The following is a 22,072-nucleotide window of genomic DNA, read 5'->3' on the forward strand; positions in this document are numbered from 1 at the left end:
TAGGGCGGTCTCCGAAAGATAGTGGAGGAGGCCGGATTTGGATATACAGGGGGGAAGTATGGCTTCACCGCAAGGCGTTACCGGTTCGACCATGCCGCGCAGGCAGCTGGGCAGGCACTTACGTGACCTGCGCAATCAGGCGCGGATGACGACGCGGACCGCCGCGTCGAAACTCGAATGGTCCGAGGCCAAGATCTGGCGGATCGAAACGGGACAGACCTCGTTGCGCAGCCTCGATGTCGAGGCGATGTGCAAGGTCTACGGGGCACCGGCGGATCTGGTCGAACCGCTGGCCGCGCTGGCCCGCGAGACCAAGGCCAGGGGCTGGTGGACCACCTACGGCGACGTGATCCCGGAGGGCTTCGAGGTCTACATCGGCCTGGAGGAGGCCGCGACGGGACTGTCGATCTACGACAACGGACTGGTCCCGGCGTTGCTGCAGACCGAGGACTACACCAGGGCGCTGCTCGAACAGTCGGTACCCGGCCTGACCGAGGCCGACCTGGAGCGCAGGCTGCGGGTGCTGCAGGCCAGGCAGGCGCTGATCACCCGCGAGGAGGCACCGCTGCGGCTGCACGTGGTGCTGACCGAGTCGGTGCTGTCGGGGCGCGTCGGTGACGATCGGGTCGGCGCGGCCCAGCGCGCGCGGCTGCGCGAGCTGGGCGAACGCGACAACATCCGGATCCAGGTGCTGCCCGGCGACGCCGGCTACCACGCGGGGCTGGAGTCGGGCCGGTTCGTGATCCTGGACTTCGGCGTCGACGGATCGCTGGACCGGCCGGAACCGTCGGTGGTGTTCGTGGAGACCTTCGCCGGCTCGGCCTACCTGGACAAGGCGGCCGAGCACGAGCGTTATCGCGGCGCGTTCGTCGACATCGCCGCGGCGGCTACGGACACGCCGTAGGCCGGTCCCAGGATTCGGCGAGAATCGAGCGATGCGTGGGCAGGGCCCGGTCGTAGACCGCCCTGCCCTTCTCGGTGAGCCGGACGAAGATGGCGCGGCGGTCCTCGACGCACATGGTGCGTTCGACCAGGCCGTCGCGTTCCAGCCGGGCCACGGCGCGCGAGAGCGCGCTCTGGCTCAGGTAGATGTCACCGGCCAGCTCCGTCATCCTGACCTTCTGACACTCGGTGTCGACCAGGCGATCCAGGGTCTCGAATTCGCTGAGACCGATGCTGTGGTCATTCTGGAGCGCCTTCTCCAGTGCGCAGCTCACCGCGGCGTGTCTGCCGAGTAGTTCGCGCCACTGGCCGACGAGCTCGGTGGGCGCCTCATTGCGCCGAGCTGTCGTATTGGCCGGGTTCGACATGGCCTCATCTTAGTGGTCGGTGGTTGTGCATGCAACCGCATTAAATGTGTTGGCATTTAATGCGTGCGCATGTAATGTCCTCCGCATGACTTCGCCAGCAACGCTCTCGGCCGCAGATCAGGCGACCGATCCGACCAGGTGGCCGCTTCGCCTCTGGGGCATGCTGATCACCCTGTGCATCGTTCTGTTCCTCGACGGTCTCGACGTCTCGATGATCGGCGTCGCGCTGCCGTCCATCGGCGCCGAACTCGATCTGTCCACCTCCACCCTGCAATGGCTCGTCAGCGGCTACGTCCTCGGATACGGCGGCCTGCTGCTGCTCGGCGGGCGCACCGCCGACCTGCTCGGGCGCCGCAAGGTCTTCCTCATCGCGCTGGCCGTGTTCGCGGTCGCCTCCCTGATCGGCGGCCTGGTCAGCGACCCGACGCTGCTGATCGTCACCCGCTTCATCAAGGGCCTGGCCGCCGCGTTCACCGCGCCCACCGGCCTGTCGATCATCACCACGACCTTCGCCGAGGGAAAGGCGCGCAACAAGGCGCTGTCCATCTACACCGTCTTCGGTGCCGGTGGTTACTCGATGGGTCTGCTGTTCGGCGGCCTGATGACCGGCGTCGGCTGGCGCTGGACCTTCCTGCTCCCGGTCCCGATCGCACTGGCCGCCCTGGTCGCCGCCTTCGTCCTGGTGCCCAAGGACGGTAAGGCCGAAGAAGGCGGGCACGATCTGCTCGGCGCGCTGCTGTCCACCGCGGGCATGCTGCTGCTGGTCTACACCGTGGTCACCGCGCCGGAGGTCGGCTGGGCCTCGGTCCGCACGATCGGTTCGTTCCTCGCCGTCATCGCCCTGTTCGCCGCGTTCGTGATCACCGAGCAGCGGGTGAAGCACCCGCTGGTGCGCCTGGGCATCCTGCGCAAGGTGTCGCTGGTGCGGGCCAGCCTGGCCATCATCGCGGTCGCCGGTTCCTACTTCAGCTGGCAGTTCATCGTCACCCTGTACATGCAGGACACGCTGGGCTGGTCGGCGCTGAAGCTGGCCATGGCGCTGCTGCCGGTGGGCATCCTGGTCGTCGGGTCGGCGTTCTTCTCCGAGAAGCTGATCGACCGCTTCGGCACCGGGCCGGTCATCGCCGTCACCATGTCGGTCATGGCCGTGGGTTACCTGCTGTTCCTGCGGGTCGACACCGCGCCGGACTACCTGACCGTGCTGCTGCCCGCCATCCTGCTGATCGGCATCGGCTGGGTCGGCTTCCCGGCCATCAATGTGCAGGCCACCAGCGGTATCGACGACGACGAACAGGGCCTGGCGGCCGGCGTGCTGCAGACCTCCATGCAGGTCGGCGCGGCCATCGTGCTCGCGGTGACCACCGCCATCGTCACCTCCGGCGCGCACACCGCCGGTGCCACGCCGCAGGAAATGCTCGACACCTACCGGCCGGGCCTGACCTTCGCCGCGGGCGTCACCATCGTCGGCGCGCTGGTCGCCCTGACGGTGTTCCTGCCGCGACGCAACCGCAGGCAGGAAGCCGACGTTCCCGTGGTCGAGGCCAAGGTCCTCGAAGCTGTGTCATAGGCGGCTGGCGCCGCGGGGTTTTCGGCCCTGTGGGCCTCGCACCCGAAGGGCGATACTCCGGCTTCGCCGTTACGTCTCGCCCTTCGGGTGCGAGGCGGCCGAAAACCCGTGGTGGGCGGCTTCTGAAACGCGAGTTTCAGGAGCCGCTCAGGCGTATCAGGAGAACCCGGGGGCTGCCTCGTCCTTGGGGGAGCGGATGTAGGTGAGGGGGCGGCCGTCGCGGCCCTCGGTGGGCCAGTCGATGTTCAGGCGGGCGTCGAACGCGTCGAGATCGCGGTCGAACTCGGGGGTGTACTCGATCGAGCACAGGTAGGTGACCGTGGAGTCGTCCTCGAGGGAGAGGATGGCGTGGCCGAGGCCCTCGGACAGGAACACCGAGCGGCGGTGCACGTCGTCGAGCAGGACCGAGTCCCAGCGGCCGTAGGTGGGCGAGCCGGGGCGCAGGTCGACCACCACGTCGAAGAACGCGCCGCGCACGCAGGTCACGTACTTGGCCTGGCCGGGCGGGTTCTCGGTGTAGTGGATACCGCGCAGCCCGCCCGCGGCCGAGACCGAGGTGTTCACCTGGTGCAGCTCGAAGGGGCGACCGGTCGCCTTCTCGAACTCCGAGCCCTTGAACGACTCGCAGAAGGTGCCGCGGTCGTCACCGAGCAGGCGCGGGGTCATCACCCAGGCCCCGGGGATGGCGAGCTCTCGAAATTCCATGCGCTACCAGTCTTTTCCACGGTCGATGAGGTCGAGCAGATAGCGGCCGTAGCCCGAACGCACCATGGGCTCGGCCAGTTCGCACAGCTGCTCGTCGGTGATCAGGCCGCGCCGCCACGCGACCTCTTCGGGTACGCCGATCTTGAGGCCCTGCCGTTCCTCGATGGTGCGCACGTAGTTGGCGGCGTCGAGCAGGGAGTCGAAGGTGCCGGTGTCGAGCCAGGCGGTGCCGCGGGCGAGCACGTCGACGCTGAGCTTGCCCTGCTCGAGGTAGGCGCGGTTGATGTCGGTGATCTCGTACTCGCCGCGCGCGGAGGGGCGCAGGCCGCGGGCGATCTCGACCACGTCGTTGTCGTAGAAGTACAGCCCCGGGATGGCGTAGTTCGAGCGAGGGGTCTTGGGCTTCTCCTCGATCGAGACCGCGCGGCCCCGCTCGAACTCCACCACGCCGTAGGCGGTCGGGTCGCTGACCCAGTAGGCGAACACCGCGCCGCCGTCGATGTCGTGGAAACGCTCCAGGCTGGCGCCGAGGCCGGGGCCGTGGAAGATGTTGTCGCCGAGTACCAGCGCGGCGGGTTCGGTGCCGATGTGCGCCGCGCCGAGGACGAACGCGCTGGCCAGGCCGTCGGGCTCGGGCTGGACCCGGTAGCTGATCGAGACGCCGAACTGGCTGCCGTCACCGAGCAGCCGGGCGAACGCGTCGGCGTCCTCCGGCGTGGTGATCACCAGGATGTCGTCGATGCCTGCCAGCATGAGGGTGGACAACGGGTAGTAGACCATGGGCTTGTCGTAGACCGGGACGAGCTGCTTGCTCACCCCGCGCGTGATGGGGTGCAGCCGCGATCCGGTGCCGCCCGCCAAGATGATTCCGCGCATGGAAGGGAGTCTGCCAGGGTTCACGGCGGCTGGCGCCGCGGGGGTTTTCGGCCCCGTGGGCCTCACACCCGAAGGGCGATACTCCGGCTTCGCCGTTACGTCTCGCCCTTCGGGTGCGAGGCGGCCGAAAACCCGTGGTGGTCGGTAACCCGAGGGCTCCGGAGAGAGCACGATCCGGATACGGAGGTTTCGGGGACGGGCGTGTCGGGCGATAACCGGTACAGAGACGGCGCGCATCTGCTTATGTGAGCGTCGATGTGTGAAACATCACTGTGTTAGATGTCAGCGGCGACATCCGTACCGGGTCTTCCGGGCCGGGGTCGACGCGCCAGCTGTGAGGTAGGTGCGCGATGAAGGCGACCAGGATCGGTGGACCCGGAGTGATGGGCGGGCTGGCCCCCGCCGCGCCGGTCAAGACCGGTGGCAAGCAGCCCGCGCCGGGCATCGTGGTGAATTCCGGCCGGACCAGCACGTCCTCGCGGGTGCTCATGGGCGCCTGCCTCGGCCTGGTCGGACCGCTGCTGCGCACGGTGCCGATCAACCGGACGACCGTGCCGATCGGCGCCGTCGCGGTGGATCTGCTCTCGCGGCTGCGGCCCGAACCGCAGGGCATCGAGCGCGAGCAGATCCGGATGGACGGCTTCAAGATGGAGATGGTCCGCCCCGCGGGCGGGTCCCGCGCGCTGCGCCACGGCGCCATGCTCTACCTGCACGGCGGCGGATTCGCGGTCTGCGGGTTGCAGACCCATCGCGCGGTGGTGGCCGGGCTGGCCCGGCGCACCGGCTTGCCCGTGCTCAATGTGGAGTACCGGCAGCTGCCGGGCAACTCCGTCGACGGTGCCGTCGACGACTGCGTGCTGGCCTACCGCTGGCTGCTGCGGCACGGCGCCGACCCGGCCCGCATCGTCATCGCCGGTGATTCCGCGGGCGGCTTCCTCACCTTCGCCACCGCGATCCGCGCCCGCGAGATCGGCCTGCCGCTGCCCGCCGGGCTGGTCGGCCTGAGCCCGCTGCTCGACCTGGACTACCGGGCCAAGCAGGGCTACGTGAATGTCGAGCGCGACGCCTACATCTGCCTGAGCGCGTTGCAGGCGGTGGTGCATCTGGGCGCCGAGCAGCTCGGTCCGCTCGACCCGGCGCTGTCGCCGGTCAACGCCGACCTCGCCGGGCTGCCGCCGGTGCTGCTCATCGCCGCCGAGGACGAGCTGCTGCGCTACGACTGCGAGCTGATGGCCCACCGGCTCACCGCCGCGGGCGTGCCCAACACGCTGGAGTTGTGGCGCGGCCAGGTGCACGCCTTCATGTCGATCATGCCGAGCATGCCGGAGAGCCGCTCTGCGCTGGGCCGGGTGTCGAAGTTCGTGCGAGCCGCGCTGGAACCGGCACAGCGCGCCCGCACGGCCTGACACGCGACAGTGCCCCCGCCCGGATTCCGGACGGGGGCACTGCCGTGTTCGAACGAACCGGGCTTACTTGGCCGGCGCGGTGAACGGCTGGTTGATGGTCGCGAAGTACTGGATCATCGCGCCGATGGCGACCGGGGCGGTCACCAGGATCTGACCGGCCAGGGTGCCCAGGGCGCCGATGGCCAGGATGCCGCCGATGCAGCCGATGGCCGCGGCGGGGATGAACGGGCCGAACAGGCCGATGATGGTGGCCGAGGCGACGGTCGCGCCGGCGATACCACCCAGGACGCAACCGACCGCGCCGCCGCCGAGGCCGCCGACCAGGGTGCCGACAGCGGCACCGAGGGAGATGGTGGAGGTCAGACGGCTCCAGGCGGCCTGCTCACGGTCGTACTCGGACTTCCAGGGGGCCTTGTCCTCGAAGGGCAGGGCGACGGGCTTGTAGACGGCCTTGGCCGGGTCGAGCTGGGGGGTCAGCACGGCGGTGTTGCCGGAGATATCGGCGGCGATCGGGAGCTCGAAGTCGTCGAGACGGAACGAGAGCGGGGTCGCGGCGACGGTGGTGCCGTCGGCGGCCTTGACCTTGAAGGCGCCTTCCTCGACGACCAGCGAGCCGGCGTCGGTGGTGATCACCGAGGTGCCGTTGACTTCCTGGGCGCTGAAATTGATCGGGGCGGCAGGGGTCTCGGCCGGGGCGGCGTTCACAGTGCCGGCGGTGATACCCATGGCAGCGATCAGCAGCGCCGAAGTGGCGGCGAATTTCCTCATCAGCATTTTCGTGGAACCTCGATGTCGGAGCGTTCGGAGGGGACCCGATGATCAAAAGCCGCCGCAGCTAACGAGCGGTGAACCGGCCGTGACCGTTCATTCAAATTCCGTTCACCGCTGATACTCCGGCGCTGGTGCGGACCCGGAAACCTGAGTGTTGACCGGCCGTTTTCTCAGGAATGGCGACGCGAAGTCTTAACCTAACCCACTCCACTGTGATCGACGTCACGGCATAAAACCCTGGAGACCGTCCGCGCGGCAACACTTTCCGCGGTTCGTCCAGGCCGTCGCCGGGTGTGCGGGCGGGCACGTATCGTTGGTCGGGTGCGAGTGCTCGTAACCGGCGGGGCCGGGTTCATCGGTGCGAATTTCGTCCAGCAGACCGTGGCGACACGGCCGGACGTCGGCGTGACCGTGCTGGACGCGCTCACCTACGCGGGCAATCGCGCCTCGCTCGACCCGGTCGCCGACCGCGTCGAATTCGTGCACGGCGATATCGCCGATCTCGACCTGGTCGACAATCTGGTCAGCGGGGTCGACGCGGTGGTGCATTTCGCGGCCGAATCGCACAACGACAACTCGCTGGCCGAACCGTGGCCGTTCGTGCAGACCAATATCGTCGGCACCTACTCGCTGCTGCAGGCCGTGCGCCGTCACGACGTGCGCTACCACCACGTCTCCACCGACGAGGTCTACGGCGATCTCACCCCCGAGGACCCGGCCTTCACCGAGTCCACCGCCTACAACCCGTCGAGCCCGTACTCGGCCACCAAGGCGAGCAGCGATCTGCTGGTGCGCGCGTGGACCCGCTCGTTCGGCGTGCGCGCGACGCTGTCGAACTGCTCCAACAACTACGGGCCGTACCAGCACGTGGAGAAGTTCATCCCGCGCCAGATCACCAACCTCATCGACGGCGTGCGCCCGCGCCTCTACGGCGCCGGGCACCAGGTGCGCGACTGGATCCACGTCGACGACCACAACCGCGCCGTCTGGGATGTCCTCGACCGCGGCCGGATCGGCCAGACCTACCTCATCGGCGCCCAGGGCGAACTCGACAACCTGCGTGTGGTCCAGATGATCCTCGAGGCGTTCGGCCGCGCGCCCGACGACTTCGATCACGTCACCGACCGCCCCGGCCACGACCAGCGCTACGCCATCGACGCGAGCCTGCTGCGCGAGGAACTGGGCTGGTCGCCGCGCTACGCCGACTTCCGCGCCGGCCTGGCCGACACCATCGCCTGGTACCGCGACAACGAGGCGTGGTGGCGGCCGAAGAAGGCCGCCACCGAACGCGCCTACGCGGCGGCGGGCGAGCGCACGCTCTGAGTCAGCCCCAGACGACGGTGTAGTACGTCGCGGCCGCGCCGATCAGGGCGAACACCGACGCGCCGACCACCGTGATCGCGGTGCCGCGCGTGGGCGTCGTGCCCTCGGCGTCGGTGAGCCGCAACGGCACCCAGCGCGCCACCACGGCCAGACCCATGATCGCCAGCGGCACGAAGTAGCGGCCCTGCACGCCGTCGATGATGTAGAAGTCCACCGGCGTGAACGACATGTACAGCGTCACGTAGATCATCGCGACGCTGGCCAGCACCGTCAGCGCGACGATCAGCGTGCGGCGGAAGGTGGCCGTCACGGTGCTCATCCGCTCGGCGATGCCGAAGCTCACCGCGAAGGCGATCAGGCAGGCCAGCATCGAGACCGCGGGCACGTCCACATAGGCGAAGCCGAGTTCGCCGAAGAACTGGTTGAACCAGCGGTGATCGCGCAACGCGATGCTCTCGCCGAAGGTGTGCACGAACTGCACCGGATCGGTGAGCACACCCTTCAGCTGGTCGCCCGGTCGGACCTGACCCCACTGGTGCGGCGGGCGCATCAGGCTCATGCCGTCACCGGTCGGCGCGGCGATCTTGGTCCAGGCCAGGAACAGCCCGGCACCGACCGCGGCGAAGGCCCACGGCAGGAACCGCTGCTTGCCGGTGAAGCCGAGCCGCTCGGCGGGCACGACCACCACGAGCATGGCCAGCAGCACGTAGGTGGGCTTGCTCAGCGGCAGCGCGATCGTCGCGGCGAGCAGCGCGCCGGTCTCCACCGGGCGCAGCCGGTCACCCACGAACAGCGCCTTGAGCAGCAGCGCCGAGGTCATGATGGCCAGGGCGTTGGTGAGCGTGTCGGCGGTGACGGTACCGGCCTGGAACAGCGCGATCGGCAGCACCGCGACGGTGAACACCAGCCACTGGCTGCGCCGCTCGCGCAGCGCGTAGAGGCCGAAGCCGACCACGGCGAGATAGGCGAGCAGCCCGGCCAGACGGGTCAGCAGGTACATCCCGCCCACGCTCAGGCCCAGCGCCTCGCCGAGGCGGATGCCGACCGCGGCGGGCACGTACGGCACCGGCGAGTAGGCGGCGGTGTTGGTGAACCACATCTGCTTGGTGGCCTCGGAGATCGGGGCGTCACCGAGACGGTCGTAGGCGGCCGGGTCGGCCACCATGGCGTCGGGTTCTTCGGGGTTGTCGTTGTAGTCGCGGAACGCGAAGTCCATCAGCGCGTCGACGCTCACCGGGATCTGGCCGCCGTAGGCGACGCCGCGATCGTCGGCGATGCGCTGCGGGAACACCCCGCCGTGCGCCACCTGGTAGGCGCGGCCGAACTGGGTCAGCTCGTCGTGGCCCCAGAACGGCGGGGTGAGCACGGCGAACAGCGCGCCGAACACGGTGGCCACGATCGTGAAGGCGACCGTGGCGGCGCCGAAGCGGCGGGTCAGCGCGCGGACCGGGGCCAGCGCGCGGTCCTTCTTCGACGGAGCGGGGGAGGGTTGTTTGTCGAGCTCGACGGTGGCGTCCGGCTCGGTGGAGGTGGTCACCGACGGTCTCCGGCGGTGCTGGCCTCCTCGGCACCCACGGCCGAATAGCGCAGGTAGATCAGGCGCGCGGCCTCGTGCCTGGAGCGGCGGATGCCGTCGAGGATCAGGCCCGCGGTCCAGGCCAGGCTGCCCAGCAGCAGCAGCGTGAACCCGAGGAACAGCGTCGGGAACCGCGCCACCTCGTGGGTGTTGTAGAACTCGATCACGATCGGCACCGTGAGGATCACCGAGAGCAGCCAGGCCAGCGTGCCGAACAGGCCGTAGAACGCGACGGGGCGTTCGTGCCGGGCCAGGCCCAGGATCAGCGCGAGGATCTTGGTGCCGTCGCGGTAGGTGCGCAGCTTGGACTCGCTGCCCGCCGGGCGGTCACGGAAACCCACCTGCACCGCGGTCTGCGGCACCCGCAGGTGCAGCGAGTGCACGGTCAGCTCGGTCTCGATCTCGAACTCGCGCGAGACCGCGGGGAAGCTCTTGACGAAGCGGCGCGAGAACACCCGGAAGCCGCTGAGCATGTCCTCGACGTTCTCGCCGAACACCTTGCCGACCACGCCGTTGAGCACCTTGTTGCCGGTCTCGTGGCCGGAACGGTAGGCGCTGGAGTCGGTGTCGTCCTGCTTGCGCACACCGAGCACGTGATCGTAGGGGCCCTCGAGCAGCGTCTTGATCATCAGCGGGGCCGCCGACGCCTCGTAGGTGTCGTCGCCGTCGATCATCAGGTAGATGTCGGCCTCGATGTCGGCGAAGGCGCGGCGCACGACATTGCCCTTGCCCTTGGTGTTCTCGAACCGCACGATCGCCCCGGCCTCGCGGGCGCATTCGGCGGTGCGGTCGGTGCTCAGGTTGTCGTAGACGTAGACGACGATCCCCGGCACGGCGGCCTTGAGGTCGGTGACGACCTTGGCGACCGCAGCCTCCTCGTTGTGGCAGGGGACCACGGCGGCAATGCGAAGCTCGGTGGAGTCCACCCGGGTCAATCCTCGAATGTCGGCAGCAATGGGACACCGGGAGGTTACACAGCGCACAGCGCGTTCGCTCACCCGGTTCAGCGAGCTTAACGCGGGACCGGAAAGGCCATCGGTGTACGGTCGGCCCGTGTCCCAGCCCGATCTGCCCGAACCAGCTCCCGCATCGTTCACGGCGAAGGTGGTGACGGCACTGCGGCAGGGCGCCGCGTTCCTCGTCGTCGGCGCGGTCGGGTTTCTCGTCGACGCGGGCACCTACAACCTGCTGGTCTTCTGGGACGGCGGGTTGTCCTTCTCCGAGGGTGTGCTCTATCACTTCCCGCTACCGGCCAAGATCATCGCGATCGTGGTGGCCACGGTGGTCACCTACTTCGGCAACAAGTGGTGGACGTTCTCGCACAAGAAGACCGACAACCCCGGGCGCGAATACCTTCTGTACTTTTTGTTCAATGTCGTCGCGATCGGTCTGCAACTCGGCTGCCTCGGCTTTTCCCGCTATGTGCTCGATCTGTCGAGTCCGCTGTCGGACAATATCTCCGGCACCTTGATCGGCCAGATCGTCGCGGTGGTATTCCGCTATTGGGCCTACGACAAATTCGTCTTCACCGGCTCCGCGGCTACCGAGGAGCAACACGCGCGGGGTGCGGCAACCCCTCACTGACGGCGCGAGGGGGCCGGGCGATTGATATCCTCACCCCCGCCCGCCGCGTCACCCCTTTCTTTACGTGACTACCTGCGTCGGCGCAGTCGATACCGAGAATTTCGAGGACTTCATGGAACAGTCGGCTACGGGAGCCGTGACCGAATCGAACGATCGGCGCGAGGCCGCGCCCGCCTCGCTGCGGGGTGAACACACCGCGCCCGAACGGCTGGTGCTGGCGCGCGGCATCTTCACCGGGCCCTCGGCCCGGGTCAGCGACGAGCTCTACGCCGTCGTCAAGGGGGGCGCCGCGGTCCGCGAGCGCCTGGCGCTGCACCTGCCCAAGGGTGCCACCGCGCACACCAACACCTACTTCGGCCGCTTCGCCGCCAGCTACTGGCAGCGCTGGACCACCGTCACCGAGGTGCGCGTGGACGCGCAGCTCACCGTCGGCAACAAGGCCAACGTGCGCCTGGTCGCCTCCGACATCGCGGGCCACCGCCGCATCATCGCCTCGCTGGTGGCCACCTCGAGCGGCTACGTCAGCCTGAGCGCCCCGCTGGACCAGTACGTCGACGGCGGCGCGCTGTGGCTCGAGTTCGACGCCATCGGCGGCTCGCTCGACATCAGCGAGCTGGCCTGGACCGCGCAGGCGCCCGAGACGGTGCGCCCGGTCGCCATCGCCATCTGCACGTTCAACCGCGCCGAGGACTGCGCGCACACCGTCGCCGCGCTGGCCTCGGACCCGACCGTGCTGGCCGCCATCGACGCGGTCTACGTGGTCGACCAGGGCACCGACCTGGTGCAGGACCGTCCGCTGTTCCAGCAGGTGCGGCCCGACTTCGGTGACAAGCTGCGTTACCTGCGCCAGCCCAACCTGGGCGGCGCGGGCGGCTTCACCCGCGGCCTCTACGAGGTGTCGGCCGCCAACGATCACGCCGACGTGATCCTCATGGACGACGACATCCTCTGCGAGCCCGAGACCGTCCTGCGGTTGCAGGCCTTCGCCAACCTCACCGTCGAACCGACCCTGGTCGGCGCGCAGATGCTGTTCCTGCTCAACCCCGACTACCTCAATGTCGGCGCGGAGGAGGTGCACCTGCACGAGCTCAAGCACGGCCAGAAGGTGCCCAAGGCGCTGCGCAACACCTCCATGCTCAAGAAGAACCAGGAGCGCCGCGTCGACGCGGGCTACAACGCCTGGTGGACCTGCCTGATCCCGGCCGAGGTCGTGCGCAAGATCGGCCTGCCGGTGCCGATCTTCTTCCAGTGGGACGACGTGGAGTACGGCATCCGGGCCCGCGAGCACGGCTTCGTCACCGTCACCCTGCCCAATGCCGCGGTCTGGCACGCCGACTTCTACTGGAAGGACTACGACGACTGGGCGCGCTACTTCTCCACCCGTAACTCGCTCATCGTCGGCGCCCTGCACACCGATCTCGACGGCAAGGCGATCACCAGGGAGTTCTTCCGCTATATCGCCGAGCACCTGGTGGGCATGCAGTACGGCCTGGTACACACCACGCTGCAGGGCATCGAGGACTTCATGAAGGGCCCGAAGGTGCTGCGCGACGGCGGCATCGACGCCCTCGCCGCCGCCCGCACCTCGCGCGGCGACTACCCGGAGACCATCAAGCACCCGGCCGCCACGCCGCCGGTGAACTCCGCCGACATCCAGGTCCGCCGCGCCAGTGGCGAGCCGAGCCGGATCACCCTGGTGCTCATCAAGCGCGCGATCACCCAGTGGACCGGCCGCACCCAGCCGGGCCTGATCGGTGTCACCCGTGAGGACGCGCACTGGTGGCATGTCGGCCTGTTCGACCACGTGGTCGTCACCGATGCCTCCCAGTCCGGTGTCCGCGTGCGCCGTCGCGACAAGGCCCGCGCCCGCGCCCTGCTCATCCGCACCTACCGCACGCTGCGCAAACTCCGCAAGGAACTGCCCGCGTTGCAGGCCGAGTACCGCGCGGCCGTCCCGGAACTCACCAGCCGGGAGAACTGGGCTCGCCTGTACGGGATCGACCCGAGCTGATCCGGTGACCTACACCGTCCGGCCCGCCTCCGCCACCGACGCGGAGGCGGCCACCGGACTGCTGGCCGAGCTGCACGCGCATTTCGACGTTCACCGCCCGGCCGATCTGTTGCGCCGCACGCGCAGGCTGTCCCGGTTCGACTACGGGAAAGGGGACCCGCCGCCGCTGCTGATCCTCGACGGTGACGCACCGATCGGCTTCGCCACCTACGACCTGTCCCTCCCGAGCAAGTGGTGGTCCGGCAGCCTGCGGATCTCGGAATTCCTGGTCACCGCCTCGGCCAGGGGAACCGGCGCGGGTGCCCTCCTGCTGGCCGAACTGCACACGATCGCGCGCACCGCCGGGGTCGTGGTGCGCGAACCCGACCAGGCCGGGCCGGAGGTGTTCACCACCGAGGAGCGCTACATCGGCTCGCACGTCATCCACTTCGCCCACGAGCGCAGGTGCGCCGAGCACTGGATCGCGCTGCGCGCCGCCGCGGCCGAGAACGGCTGGCCCGCACCACGACTCGACGACCGCTGGCACACCGAACTCCACGACGACCCCGAACCGGGCCACCTCTACGCCGAGGGCGAGGTGCCGTTCCTGCTGCTGCCCGACGGCCGGGTCGTCACCGCGCGATTCCGGACCGTCTACGTCGAGGAGTACCTGGGCCACGGCCCGGAGAACCGCTGGACCCTGGCCCTGGACGGCCGCGAGCTGCGCACCCACGGGCAGCTGCGGATCGATCACAGCTGGTCACGCGGGGAGAACCGGCCCGCGCTCGCCGTGCCCGTCGACGGCGGGGCCCTCATGGTGAGCTACGAGTACTACGACAGCAACCACTTCGGTTCCGACTCGGGCACCATCGACTACCTGATCGACCTCGACACGAACACCGTGACGCGACACGAGCACCTCACCTTCGAACCGGACTAGCCGGATCGACAGGCGAGGTGCTCGCGGATTCAGCGGCGCCCGCGTTCGCGATACAGCTTGCGGTTCTGCTTGGTGATATCGCGCCACACGCGTTCGCGTTCGGCGGCCAGGCGCTTGTCGGTGCGCGCGGCCATCCACTCGTTCTCCCTGGCCAGCTTGCGATAGCTGGTCAGCCTGCGTTCGGTGAGGGTGCCCTCGGCCAGGGCGGCGCGGACCGCGCACCCGGGTTCGGACTCGTGCGCGCAGTCGGCGAAACGGCAGTCCCGCGCGAGGGTTTCGATATCGCTGAAGGTCTTGCCGATGCCTTCGGCGGCGTCGTACAGGCCGATGCCGCGCAAGCCGGGAGTGTCGATGAGCGTGCCACCGCCGGGCAGCGGGCGCAGTTCCCGGTGCACGGTGGTGTGCCTGCCCTTGCCGTCCACCGCGCGAACGGCGTTGGTGGCGAACACTTCCGCGCCGAGCAGCGCATTGGCGAGGGTGGACTTGCCCGCGCCGGACGGCCCGATCAGGGCGACCGTTCCGTCCAGCAGGGCGCCGAGCACGTCGAGCCCGACCGCCGCGGCCGAACTCACCGCCAGTACGGTCGCCCCCGGCGCGACGGCGCGCACCTCGTCGAGCGGAACATGATCGGCCGCATCGGCTTTGGTGAGCACGACGACCGGCTGGGCATTGCTCTCCCAGGCCAGGGCGAGCATGCGTTCGATCCGCCCCAGGTCGACGTCACCGTCGGCGGCGGTACAGATCAGCACGGTGTCGACATTGGTGGCCAGCACCTGCGCCTCCGACCGGCCGGAGACCGAGGATCGCATGATCGCCGAGCGTCGTGGAAGCAGCTGCCGCACAGTGCGTTCGGCGTCGAGGCCGACCCAGTCGCCGGTGCACAGGCCGGTGATGTCGCGGGAACAGGCGGCCCTGGCCGGGCCGGTGGGTGTCACCACATCGCATTCGCTGCGATCCATCCGCACGATGCGCGCGGGCACGAGATCACCGAGCAGGGGGAGATATTCGGAAGCTACGGCTTCGGTCCAGCCGTAAGGGACGAGCAGGTCGTGGTCGACCATGAGAGGAGATCCTTCGCCGGGGCCGAGCCCGACGACGGGCTCAGCGAGAAGAGTTGGAGGGGGAGTCCACAGCGGTGGCGTGCGTACGCACGGCGCACCCGGGCACGGCAATCCTCACCACGGACATCCACCTCCTCATCTCTCTCGCTGGTTCCCTCACTCTGCCCCACGGCCGGACCGCAGGCAAACTCTTTTTTCGGCTACGGGACGAAGACCTCGGTGGTCTGGGGCAGGTTGGGCTTGTCGGTGCGGACGGTGACCTGGACCCGGCCGGGGCCGGTGTTCACCACCACGTCCTGGACCGGGTAGGTGCTGGTCTGGCCTGCGGGGATGAAGCGGGTCACCGAGCCGGTGGCGCCGTTGTCCAGGTTGCGCCAGTCGAGGACCATGTTCACATCGCAGGCCAGCAGGGTCGGTGCCCAGTTGCCGAGCGGGGAGAAGCCCTGCGAGATGATCAGCGCGATGCTGTGCGTGGCGCCGGGCGCCACGCTCGGGGACGTGAGCGGTCCGTCGAACGCGGTGCCCGAGACATTGAGCAGGCTGGCGCAGATGCCGTTGCCCACGCTCAGCACCGGTGCGGTGCGCAGATCGTTCATCACGCAGCTGCGCGGGCCCACATTGGACCACCCGAGCTGGCAGGGGTCCTCGGCGTGCGCGGTGCCCGGTGCCGCCAGGCACAGCGCGGCACCGGCGAGCACGGTGGCGGCAGCGGACGCAAAACCCTTAGTGGAAGTCACGTTTTGAATCGTAGGACGAACGCTCCCGCATACCTAGCAGGAACGACCCCCGATTTCTGGGGGCTAGTCCGGTTTCCCGAAGTGCTCGTTGCGGCCCAGCGAGCGCAACCGGAACCATTCCTTGAGCCCGGCCGGGTCGCGGCGGGTCACCAGGAAGAACCAGGAGAACCGGATCCATTCCTGCGGCAACAGCTTGCGCATCCCGGGCTGCGACATCAGGTAGCCGCGATTGCGGTAGGTGAAATATCGCTTGACCGGGTCGTCCGGGTACTGGGTGTGCATCCGCCCGCCCAGGATCGGCTTGAACTCCTCGGCGCCGTTGGGGTGCAGATAGGCCGTCTGCAGACAGGTACCGAACGGCAGCCCGGAACGCACCAGGCGGCGATGCACCTCCACCTCGTCACCGCGCACGAACAGGCGCAGATCGGGCACGCCGATCAGGTCCACGGCCTTGGCCGAGATCAGCGCGCCGTTGAACAGCGAGGCGATGCCGGGCAGGAAGTCCTCGTCGCCGAGCTCCGAGCGCAGCCGCCGCCACACCACCCCGCGCCGCAGCGGGAAGGCCAGCCGGTCGGGTTCGTCGATATCGCAGACCACCGGCGAGACCTCCACCAGGTTGTGCCTGCGGGCGCAGTCGATCAGGGTGGCCAGCACCTCGGGGCCGTCGGGGCGACCGTCGTCGTCGGCCAGCCACACCCAGTCCGCGCCGAGCGTGAGCGCGTGCAGCATGCCCAGCGCGAAGCCGCCCGCGCCGCCGAGATTGTGCCGCGAACCCAGGTAGGTGGCCTCGATCGGCTGCTGGGCGACCAGCTCGGCCACCTCGTCCTCATTGGCGTTGTCGACGACGATCAGATGGTCCACCGGGCGCGACTGCGAGGCCAGCACCTTCAGCGACTCGGCCAGCAGCTCACGGCGCTTGTGCGTCACGACCACCGCGACGATCCGCGCGCCGGCGCCGGTATCGGTGGTCAGGTCGGCCGGTTCCGCACCCGGCGGCAGCTCGGCGTCGTCGGGCAGAACCGCGGCGGGCTCGACGGGCGCCGCCGTGGCCTCCAGCCGGTCGGTCATGCTGAACCCGCCCGGAACACTCGGCTGGTCCGCACCCGCCTTCGGCTGTTGCCCGCTCATGCCTTGTTCTGCTCCAGTTCGTTCTCGGTCTCCAGTTCACGCAGCACCTGTGCCACGTGATTACCCGCCTCGGGACCCTCGTACGCTCGCACAACTTCCTCGATCCCGCCGTGCAAGCGGATCTGCCCGTGGTCGACCCACATGGCGGTGTCGCAGAGCTGGGCGAGGAACTCGTTGGAGTGGCTGGCGAAGACGAGGATGCCCGAGCGCGCCACCAGCGACTGCAGCCGCGTGCGCGCCTTCTTCATGAACTCCGCGTCGACCGCGCCGATACCCTCGTCGAGCAGCAGGATCTCGGGGTCGATGGAGGTCACCACGCCCATGGCCAGGCGCACGCGCATGCCGGTGGAGTAGGTGCGCAGCGGCATCGACAGGTACTCGCCGAGCTCGGTGAAGTCGGCGATCTCGTCGATCTTGGCCAGCATCTGCTTGCGGGTCTGCCCGAGGAACAGGCCGCGGATGATGATGTTCTCGTAGCCGGAGATCTCCGGGTCCATGCCGACCCCGAGGTCGAAGACCGGGGCCACCCGGCCGCGGATGCGCGCGCTGCCGCGCGAGGGCTCGTAGATGCCCGACAGCAGCCGCAGCAGCGTCGACTTGCCCGCGCCGTTGTGGCCGACCAGGCCCACCCGGTCGCCTTCCTTCAGCGACATGGTGATGTCACGCAGCGCCTCGACCACGACCACGTCCGAGCCGTTGCGCCCGATCGCGCCACCGGCCTTACCGAGGAACGCCTTCTTCAGCGACCGCGACTTGGCGTCGAAGATGGGGAACTCGACCCACGCCTGCTGGGTTTCGATACTCACACGGCTCATGGCCTGATTGCTCCTAAACCCAGTACGGGACGCGGGCACGGTACTGCTTCATCGCCAGGATGGCGACGATCCAGCCGACCACGGTGATCGCGGCGACGATCGCCCAGTGATGCCACTGCGAGGGCTCGCCGAGCAGGGGAGCGCGCACGATCTCCAGGTAGTGGTAGGTGGGGATGATCTCGAGCAGCTTGGCGCGATCGCCCGCACCGCCGACCGAGTTCTCCAGCGCCTTGGTCGACCACATCACCGGGGTCAGCACGAACAGCATCAGCGTCATCGAGCCCAGGATCGGGGCGATGTCGCGGTAGCGGGTGGAGAAGATGCCGAACACGATCGACACCCACATGGCGTTGAGGAACAGCAGCGCGATCGCGGGGACCACCAGCAGCACCGAGGCGTCCAGATCCCGCCAGATCGAGAACGCCACCAGCAGCACCGCGTAGATCGCGGCATTGTGGATGAAGAACAGGAACTGCCGCCAGACCAGGCGATACACGTGCACACTCAGCGCCGAGGGCAGCTGTTTGATCAGGCCCTCGTTGGCGATGAACACATCGGAACCCTCGAGGATCGAGGCGCTGATGACGTTCCAGACGATCAGGCCGACGGTCACATACGGCAGGTACTCGCTGATCGGCTGGTTCAGCAGCGTGGAGTACAGCAGGCCCATGGCCAGCGCCTGCAGGCCGGTCGCGATGGTGATCCAGAACGGGCCGAGCACCGAGCGGCGGTAGCGCTGCTTGATGTCCTGCCAGCCCAGCGACAGCCACAGCTCGCGCTGACCGATGCCCTCGCGCATGTCCCGGAAGGCCCGCTTGAAGGTCTGCGAGTCCGACACCATCGGCGTCGCCACGAGTAGGGGCGCGTCGGCGGTCGCCTCGGCCTCGGCGGCCGCGGCCACGTCGGCCTCGGTCACCGGGGAGTTGTCGTCAGAATGCACGGAGCTCTCTTCGGGACGAGCGGAAGCGGCGGCGGGCACGGTCCCCGACCTTACAGGGTTGGACCTGCGCTGGTGCCGGGTGTGCGGAGGCCGGCCATGGCCTAGAGATACTGCCCCCCGCCCACGTGCCCGGTGGCCTTGGGGTCACCCGCGTGCATCCCCGGCGGCAATGCCCCCTGACGCATCTGCTCGAGCTGGGCCCGCGCGGCCATCTGCTGGGCGAACAGCGCGGTCTGGATGCCGTGGAACAGGCCCTCCAGCCAGCCCACCAGCTGGGCCTGGGCGATGCGCAGTTCGGCGTCCGACGGCACCGACTCGTCGGTGAAGGGCAGCGTCAGCCGTTCCAGTTCCTCGCGCAGCTCGGGGGCGAGGCCCTGCTCGAGCTCGCGCACCGAGGACTTGTGGATCTCCTTGAGGCGCGAGCGGCTGGCGTCGTCGAGCGGAGCCGCGCGCACCTCTTCGAGCAGCTGCTTGATCATGGTGCCGATGCGCATCACCTTGGCGGGCTGCTCGACCATGTCGGCCAGCGATTCCTCGGGTGCCTCGCCGGTGGACTTCTCCTCGTCGGCGACCACCTGCCCGGTGAAGGCGGCCGCACCGTCGGAGTCGGCGGGCACCGTGACCGGACGGCCGTCGGGGCCGATCACGACGATGGATTCGGGGACATCCTCCGAGTGCGTCATGTCCCCATCATTGCGTGTGTGTCGGGTTCGCGCTAAAACCCCCACGCGGTTACATCGCGACGCCCGCTGCCCTTAAAGTGGCCACCATGACTTATGACGTCGCGAGGGTTCGGGGCCTGATACCGTCCCTGGGCGACGGCTGGATCCATCTGGACCCGCAGGCGGGGATGCTGGTTCCCGATTCGGTATCTCGTGCCGTCTCAACGGGTTTCCGTACTTCCTCGTTTTCTCATATCGGCCGCCACGGCGCGGCGACCCGCAGCGGCGCGATCCTCGACGCCGCCCGCGAGGCTGTCGCCGACCTGGTCGGTGGAGATCCGGCCGGCGTCGTACTCGGACCCGATCGGGCGGTACTGCTGGCCTGGCTGGCCGAATCACTGAGTTCGCGCCTTGGCCTCGGCACCGGCATCGTGCTCTCCCGCCTGGACGACGAGGCCAATGTCGCGCCCTGGCTGCGCATCGCCAACCGCTACGGCGCGCACGTGCGCTGGGCCGAGGTGGAGATCGAGACCTGCGAGATGCCGTCGTGGCAGTTCGAGGAACTGATCGGCCCCACCGCCCGCCTGGTCGCGCTCACCGCGGCCTCCCCGATCGTTGGCTCGGCGCCCGCGGTGCGGGTGGCCGCCGACCGCGTGCACGACGTTGGTGGCCTGCTGGTCGCCGACGCGTTCGGCGCCGCGCCCTACGCGCTCATCGACATCGACGACCTCAACGCCGACGTGGTCGCGCTGAGCGCGCCGTCCTGGGGTGGTCCGCAGGTGGGCGCGCTGGTCTTCCGCGACCCGGCCTTCCTCGACCGCATCCCGTCGATGTCGCTCAACCCCTATGCCAAGGGTGCTGAACGCCTCGAGGTGGGTGGGCACCAGTACGCGCTGCTGGCCGGGCTCACCGAGTCGATCGACTTCCTCGCCGGCCTCGACGACCGTGCCACCGGCACCCGCCGCGAACGGCTCGAGGTCTCCATCACCTCGCTGCAGGACTATCACGACCAGCTCTTCGACCACCTCATGCAGGTGCTGGAGAAGGTCGAGAACCTGACCGTCATCGGGCGGGCCTCCACCCGCATCCCGACCGTCAGTTTCACGATGGCCGGAATGCAGGCCGAGAAGGTGGCCGCCAAGCTGGCCGACGCCAGGATCGGGACGGTCAGCGGGGTGCACGGCGGCAGCCGCCTGCTCGACGCGCTCGGCGTCAACGACGAGGGCGGCGCCGTCACCATCGGCCTGGCGCCCTACACCACCCGCTACGAGATCGACCAGCTCGGCCGCGCGCTGAGCGCCCTGGAATAGCTACTCGCGCACCCGCAGCACCACCTTGCCGAAGGTGGCCGGCTCGTCGAGCAGCTCGTGCGCCCTGGCCGCCTCGGTGACCGGCAGTTCGGCGTGGATCACCGGCACCACCTCGCCCGCGGCCACCAGCGGCCACAGCTCCGCGCGCACGGCGGCCACCACCTCGGCCTTGCTGCCCACGCCCACCCGCGGCCTGCCGCGCAGATTCGTCGCCTGCACCGTGCCCCACTTGCGCAGCAGCGCACCCAGATCGAGCTCGCCGGTGACCCCGCCCTGCATGCCGATCACGATCAGCTGCCCGTGCGGCGCGAGTGCCTCGACATTGCGTTGGAGATAGACCGCGCCCATATTGTCGAGGATCACGTCGGCGCCCGCGCCACCGCCGGGCGCGGGCTGGGCCGCCATCTCGGCGACGAAATCCTGGGTCCGGTAGTTGATCAGCAGCTCGGCGCCGAGTTCGGCGCAGCGGGCCAGCTTCTCGTCCGAGCCCGCCGTCACCGCGACCCGGGCGCCCAGCTGCCGGGCCACCTGGATGGCGTGCGTCCCGATCCCACCGCCGCCCCCGTGGATCAGCACCAGCTGCCCGGCCCGCAGCCCCGCGGTCAGCACGAGGTTCGACCACACCGTCGCCGCCACCTCGGGCAGGCCCGCGGCCGCGACCAGATCGAGCCCGTCCGGAATCGGCAGCAACTGAGTCGCGGGCACCGCCACCCGCTCGGCGTACCCGCCGCCGCTGAGCAGCGCGCACACCCGATCGCCCACCTGCCAGTCGCGCACCCCTTCCCCGAGCTGCACGACGGTCCCCGAACACTCCAGCCCCAGCACCGAACTGGCGTCGGCGGGCGGTTGATAGAACCCGCGCCGCTGCAACACATCCGCCCGGTTCACCCCCGCCGCGACCACCTCGACCAGCACCTCACCGGGCCCCGGCTCCGGATCGACGGTCACGGTCCACTCCATCACCTCGGGCCCACCGAACCCGTTCAACTCGATTGCGCGCATAGCCCAATCCTTCCCCCGCGACGCCCCCACCGCGAGCACCCGCGCCCCGCCGCCGCCAAACCCACTTGCGACGATCCGCTACGATTCCTGCTCAGGGAGACGTGGCAGAGCGGCCGAATGCACTCGCCTTGAAAGCGAGCGTGGCGTAAAAACCACCGGGGGTTCAAATCCCTCCGTCTCCGCCACCGCCGAACCGCACGATCTCCTCGGCCCTGGCCTCCACCCACGCCAGCAGGCCGTGCAACTGCGCGGCCACCTCCGGCCCTGTCGGCGTCAGCGGCCCATCCCGCATCGCCGCCAGAATGAGCACGCCCCACCGGCTGGTCACCTTGTCGAGAATGGTCCTGGCCGGGCCCTCGACAGCATCGA

Annotated in this window: 22 protein-coding genes and 1 tRNA gene; 9 read left to right on the forward strand and 14 right to left on the reverse strand. The window is 69.0% G+C overall.

Annotated elements, in window-relative coordinates; genetic code table 11:
• Window positions 1-58: 58 nt before the first annotated feature.
• A complete protein-coding gene (locus ACFC06_RS18785; protein WP_375932549.1) occupies window positions 59-904 on the forward strand; it encodes a helix-turn-helix domain-containing protein in 846 nt (281 codons plus the stop codon).
• Here the strand turns inward: ACFC06_RS18785 and ACFC06_RS18790 are convergent.
• The gene (locus tag ACFC06_RS18790; RefSeq protein ID WP_375932552.1) at window positions 888-1,310 is read right to left on the reverse strand and encodes a MarR family winged helix-turn-helix transcriptional regulator; all 423 of its coding nucleotides are present in this window, start codon (window positions 1,308-1,310) and stop codon (window positions 888-890) included. The genes ACFC06_RS18785 and ACFC06_RS18790 overlap by 17 nt on opposite strands.
• Before the next feature lie 85 nt (window positions 1,311-1,395).
• Here ACFC06_RS18790 and ACFC06_RS18795 point away from each other — a divergent pair, with 85 nt between their 5' ends.
• A complete protein-coding gene (locus ACFC06_RS18795; protein ID WP_375932555.1) occupies window positions 1,396-2,877 on the forward strand; it encodes an MFS transporter in 1,482 nt (493 codons plus the stop codon).
• A 156-nt stretch (window positions 2,878-3,033) separates the two neighbouring features.
• Here ACFC06_RS18795 and ACFC06_RS18800 read toward each other — a convergent pair whose 3' ends face one another.
• A complete protein-coding gene (locus ACFC06_RS18800; RefSeq protein WP_375932558.1) occupies window positions 3,034-3,582 on the reverse strand; it encodes a dTDP-4-dehydrorhamnose 3,5-epimerase family protein in 549 nt (182 codons plus the stop codon).
• Between the two features lie 3 nt (window positions 3,583-3,585).
• Window positions 3,586-4,458 (reverse strand): glucose-1-phosphate thymidylyltransferase RfbA, encoded by an 873-nt coding sequence (gene rfbA / locus ACFC06_RS18805; protein WP_375932561.1) that lies wholly within the window; start codon window positions 4,456-4,458, stop codon window positions 3,586-3,588.
• A gap of 350 nt (window positions 4,459-4,808) precedes the next feature.
• Here rfbA and ACFC06_RS18810 point away from each other — a divergent pair, with 350 nt between their 5' ends.
• Complete coding sequence (locus ACFC06_RS18810) at window positions 4,809-5,864, forward strand: alpha/beta hydrolase (RefSeq protein WP_375932564.1); 1,056 nt, start codon at window positions 4,809-4,811, stop codon at window positions 5,862-5,864.
• 63 nt (window positions 5,865-5,927) lie between these two features.
• Here ACFC06_RS18810 and ACFC06_RS18815 read toward each other — a convergent pair whose 3' ends face one another.
• Window positions 5,928-6,638, reverse strand: coding sequence for a hypothetical protein (locus ACFC06_RS18815; protein ID WP_375932567.1), 711 nt, complete (start codon window positions 6,636-6,638; stop codon window positions 5,928-5,930).
• Between the two features lie 318 nt (window positions 6,639-6,956).
• On the opposite strand from ACFC06_RS18815, the gene rfbB reads away from it, so the two are divergent.
• Window positions 6,957-7,958 carry a dTDP-glucose 4,6-dehydratase gene (gene rfbB, locus ACFC06_RS18820; RefSeq protein ID WP_375932570.1) on the forward strand — a complete coding sequence of 334 codons (1,002 nt, stop codon included), beginning with the start codon at window positions 6,957-6,959 and terminating at the stop codon, window positions 7,956-7,958.
• A gap of 1 nt (window position 7,959) precedes the next feature.
• On the opposite strand, the gene ACFC06_RS18825 is transcribed toward rfbB, so the two are convergent.
• Both ACFC06_RS18825 and ACFC06_RS18830 read right to left on the reverse strand, forming a co-directional pair.
• Window positions 7,960-9,495 carry a DUF2142 domain-containing protein gene (locus tag ACFC06_RS18825; RefSeq protein WP_375932573.1) on the reverse strand — a complete coding sequence of 512 codons (1,536 nt, stop codon included), beginning with the start codon at window positions 9,493-9,495 and terminating at the stop codon, window positions 7,960-7,962.
• A complete protein-coding gene (locus tag ACFC06_RS18830; protein WP_375932576.1) occupies window positions 9,492-10,460 on the reverse strand; it encodes a glycosyltransferase in 969 nt (322 codons plus the stop codon). The genes ACFC06_RS18825 and ACFC06_RS18830 overlap by 4 nt, the downstream gene beginning before the upstream one ends.
• A gap of 127 nt (window positions 10,461-10,587) precedes the next feature.
• Here ACFC06_RS18830 and ACFC06_RS18835 point away from each other — a divergent pair, with 127 nt between their 5' ends.
• The 3 genes from ACFC06_RS18835 (at window position 10,588) to ACFC06_RS18845 (ending at window position 14,048) form a co-directional block, all read left to right on the forward strand.
• Window positions 10,588-11,118 (forward strand): GtrA family protein, encoded by a 531-nt coding sequence (locus ACFC06_RS18835; protein WP_375932579.1) that lies wholly within the window; start codon window positions 10,588-10,590, stop codon window positions 11,116-11,118.
• A gap of 112 nt (window positions 11,119-11,230) precedes the next feature.
• A complete protein-coding gene (locus tag ACFC06_RS18840) occupies window positions 11,231-13,129 on the forward strand; it encodes a glycosyltransferase (RefSeq protein ID WP_375932582.1) in 1,899 nt (632 codons plus the stop codon).
• Window positions 13,130-13,133: 4 nt separating this feature from the next.
• The gene (locus ACFC06_RS18845) at window positions 13,134-14,048 is read left to right on the forward strand and encodes a GNAT family N-acetyltransferase (RefSeq protein WP_375932585.1); all 915 of its coding nucleotides are present in this window, start codon (window positions 13,134-13,136) and stop codon (window positions 14,046-14,048) included.
• 29 nt (window positions 14,049-14,077) lie between these two features.
• Here the strand turns inward: ACFC06_RS18845 and rsgA are convergent, their stop codons facing one another.
• The 6 genes from rsgA to ACFC06_RS18875 all read right to left on the reverse strand — a co-directional run bounded on the left by rsgA (window position 14,078) and on the right by ACFC06_RS18875 (window position 19,412).
• Window positions 14,078-15,109 (reverse strand): ribosome small subunit-dependent GTPase A, encoded by a 1,032-nt coding sequence (gene rsgA, locus ACFC06_RS18850; RefSeq protein WP_375932588.1) that lies wholly within the window; start codon window positions 15,107-15,109, stop codon window positions 14,078-14,080.
• A 200-nt stretch (window positions 15,110-15,309) separates the two neighbouring features.
• A complete protein-coding gene (locus ACFC06_RS18855) occupies window positions 15,310-15,846 on the reverse strand; it encodes a hypothetical protein (protein ID WP_375932591.1) in 537 nt (178 codons plus the stop codon).
• A gap of 63 nt (window positions 15,847-15,909) precedes the next feature.
• Complete coding sequence (locus tag ACFC06_RS18860) at window positions 15,910-16,974, reverse strand: glycosyltransferase (RefSeq protein WP_375932594.1); 1,065 nt, start codon at window positions 16,972-16,974, stop codon at window positions 15,910-15,912.
• The gene (locus ACFC06_RS18865; RefSeq protein WP_375932597.1) at window positions 16,971-17,789 is read right to left on the reverse strand and encodes an ABC transporter ATP-binding protein; all 819 of its coding nucleotides are present in this window, start codon (window positions 17,787-17,789) and stop codon (window positions 16,971-16,973) included. Before ACFC06_RS18865 ends, ACFC06_RS18860 begins: the two co-directional genes overlap by 4 nt.
• Window positions 17,790-17,802: 13 nt before the next feature.
• On the reverse strand, window positions 17,803-18,630 hold the full coding sequence (locus ACFC06_RS18870) for an ABC transporter permease (protein ID WP_375935605.1): 828 nt from the start codon (window positions 18,628-18,630) through the stop codon (window positions 17,803-17,805).
• 200 nt (window positions 18,631-18,830) lie between these two features.
• Complete coding sequence (locus tag ACFC06_RS18875) at window positions 18,831-19,412, reverse strand: bacterial proteasome activator family protein (RefSeq protein ID WP_375932600.1); 582 nt, start codon at window positions 19,410-19,412, stop codon at window positions 18,831-18,833.
• Window positions 19,413-19,498: 86 nt separating this feature from the next.
• On the opposite strand from ACFC06_RS18875, the gene ACFC06_RS18880 reads away from it, so the two are divergent.
• Entirely contained in the window at window positions 19,499-20,701 is a 1,203-nt protein-coding gene (locus ACFC06_RS18880; RefSeq protein ID WP_278260731.1) for a cysteine desulfurase-like protein, read from the forward strand.
• Here ACFC06_RS18880 and ACFC06_RS18885 read toward each other — a convergent pair whose 3' ends face one another.
• Window positions 20,702-21,703 carry an NAD(P)H-quinone oxidoreductase gene (locus tag ACFC06_RS18885; RefSeq protein WP_375932605.1) on the reverse strand — a complete coding sequence of 334 codons (1,002 nt, stop codon included), beginning with the start codon at window positions 21,701-21,703 and terminating at the stop codon, window positions 20,702-20,704.
• A gap of 95 nt (window positions 21,704-21,798) precedes the next feature.
• Between ACFC06_RS18885 and ACFC06_RS18890 the strand changes: the two genes are divergently transcribed.
• Window positions 21,799-21,888, forward strand: a tRNA-Ser gene (locus ACFC06_RS18890).
• On the opposite strand, the gene ACFC06_RS18895 is transcribed toward ACFC06_RS18890, so the two are convergent.
• Window positions 21,867-22,031 (reverse strand): hypothetical protein, encoded by a 165-nt coding sequence (locus ACFC06_RS18895; RefSeq protein WP_375932608.1) that lies wholly within the window; start codon window positions 22,029-22,031, stop codon window positions 21,867-21,869. The genes ACFC06_RS18890 and ACFC06_RS18895 overlap by 22 nt on opposite strands.
• Between the last annotated feature and the right edge of the window lie 41 nt (window positions 22,032-22,072).

This window comes from Nocardia sp. NPDC056064 (assembly GCF_042266925.1).
Taxonomy (GTDB): Bacteria; Actinomycetota; Actinomycetes; order Mycobacteriales; family Mycobacteriaceae; genus Nocardia.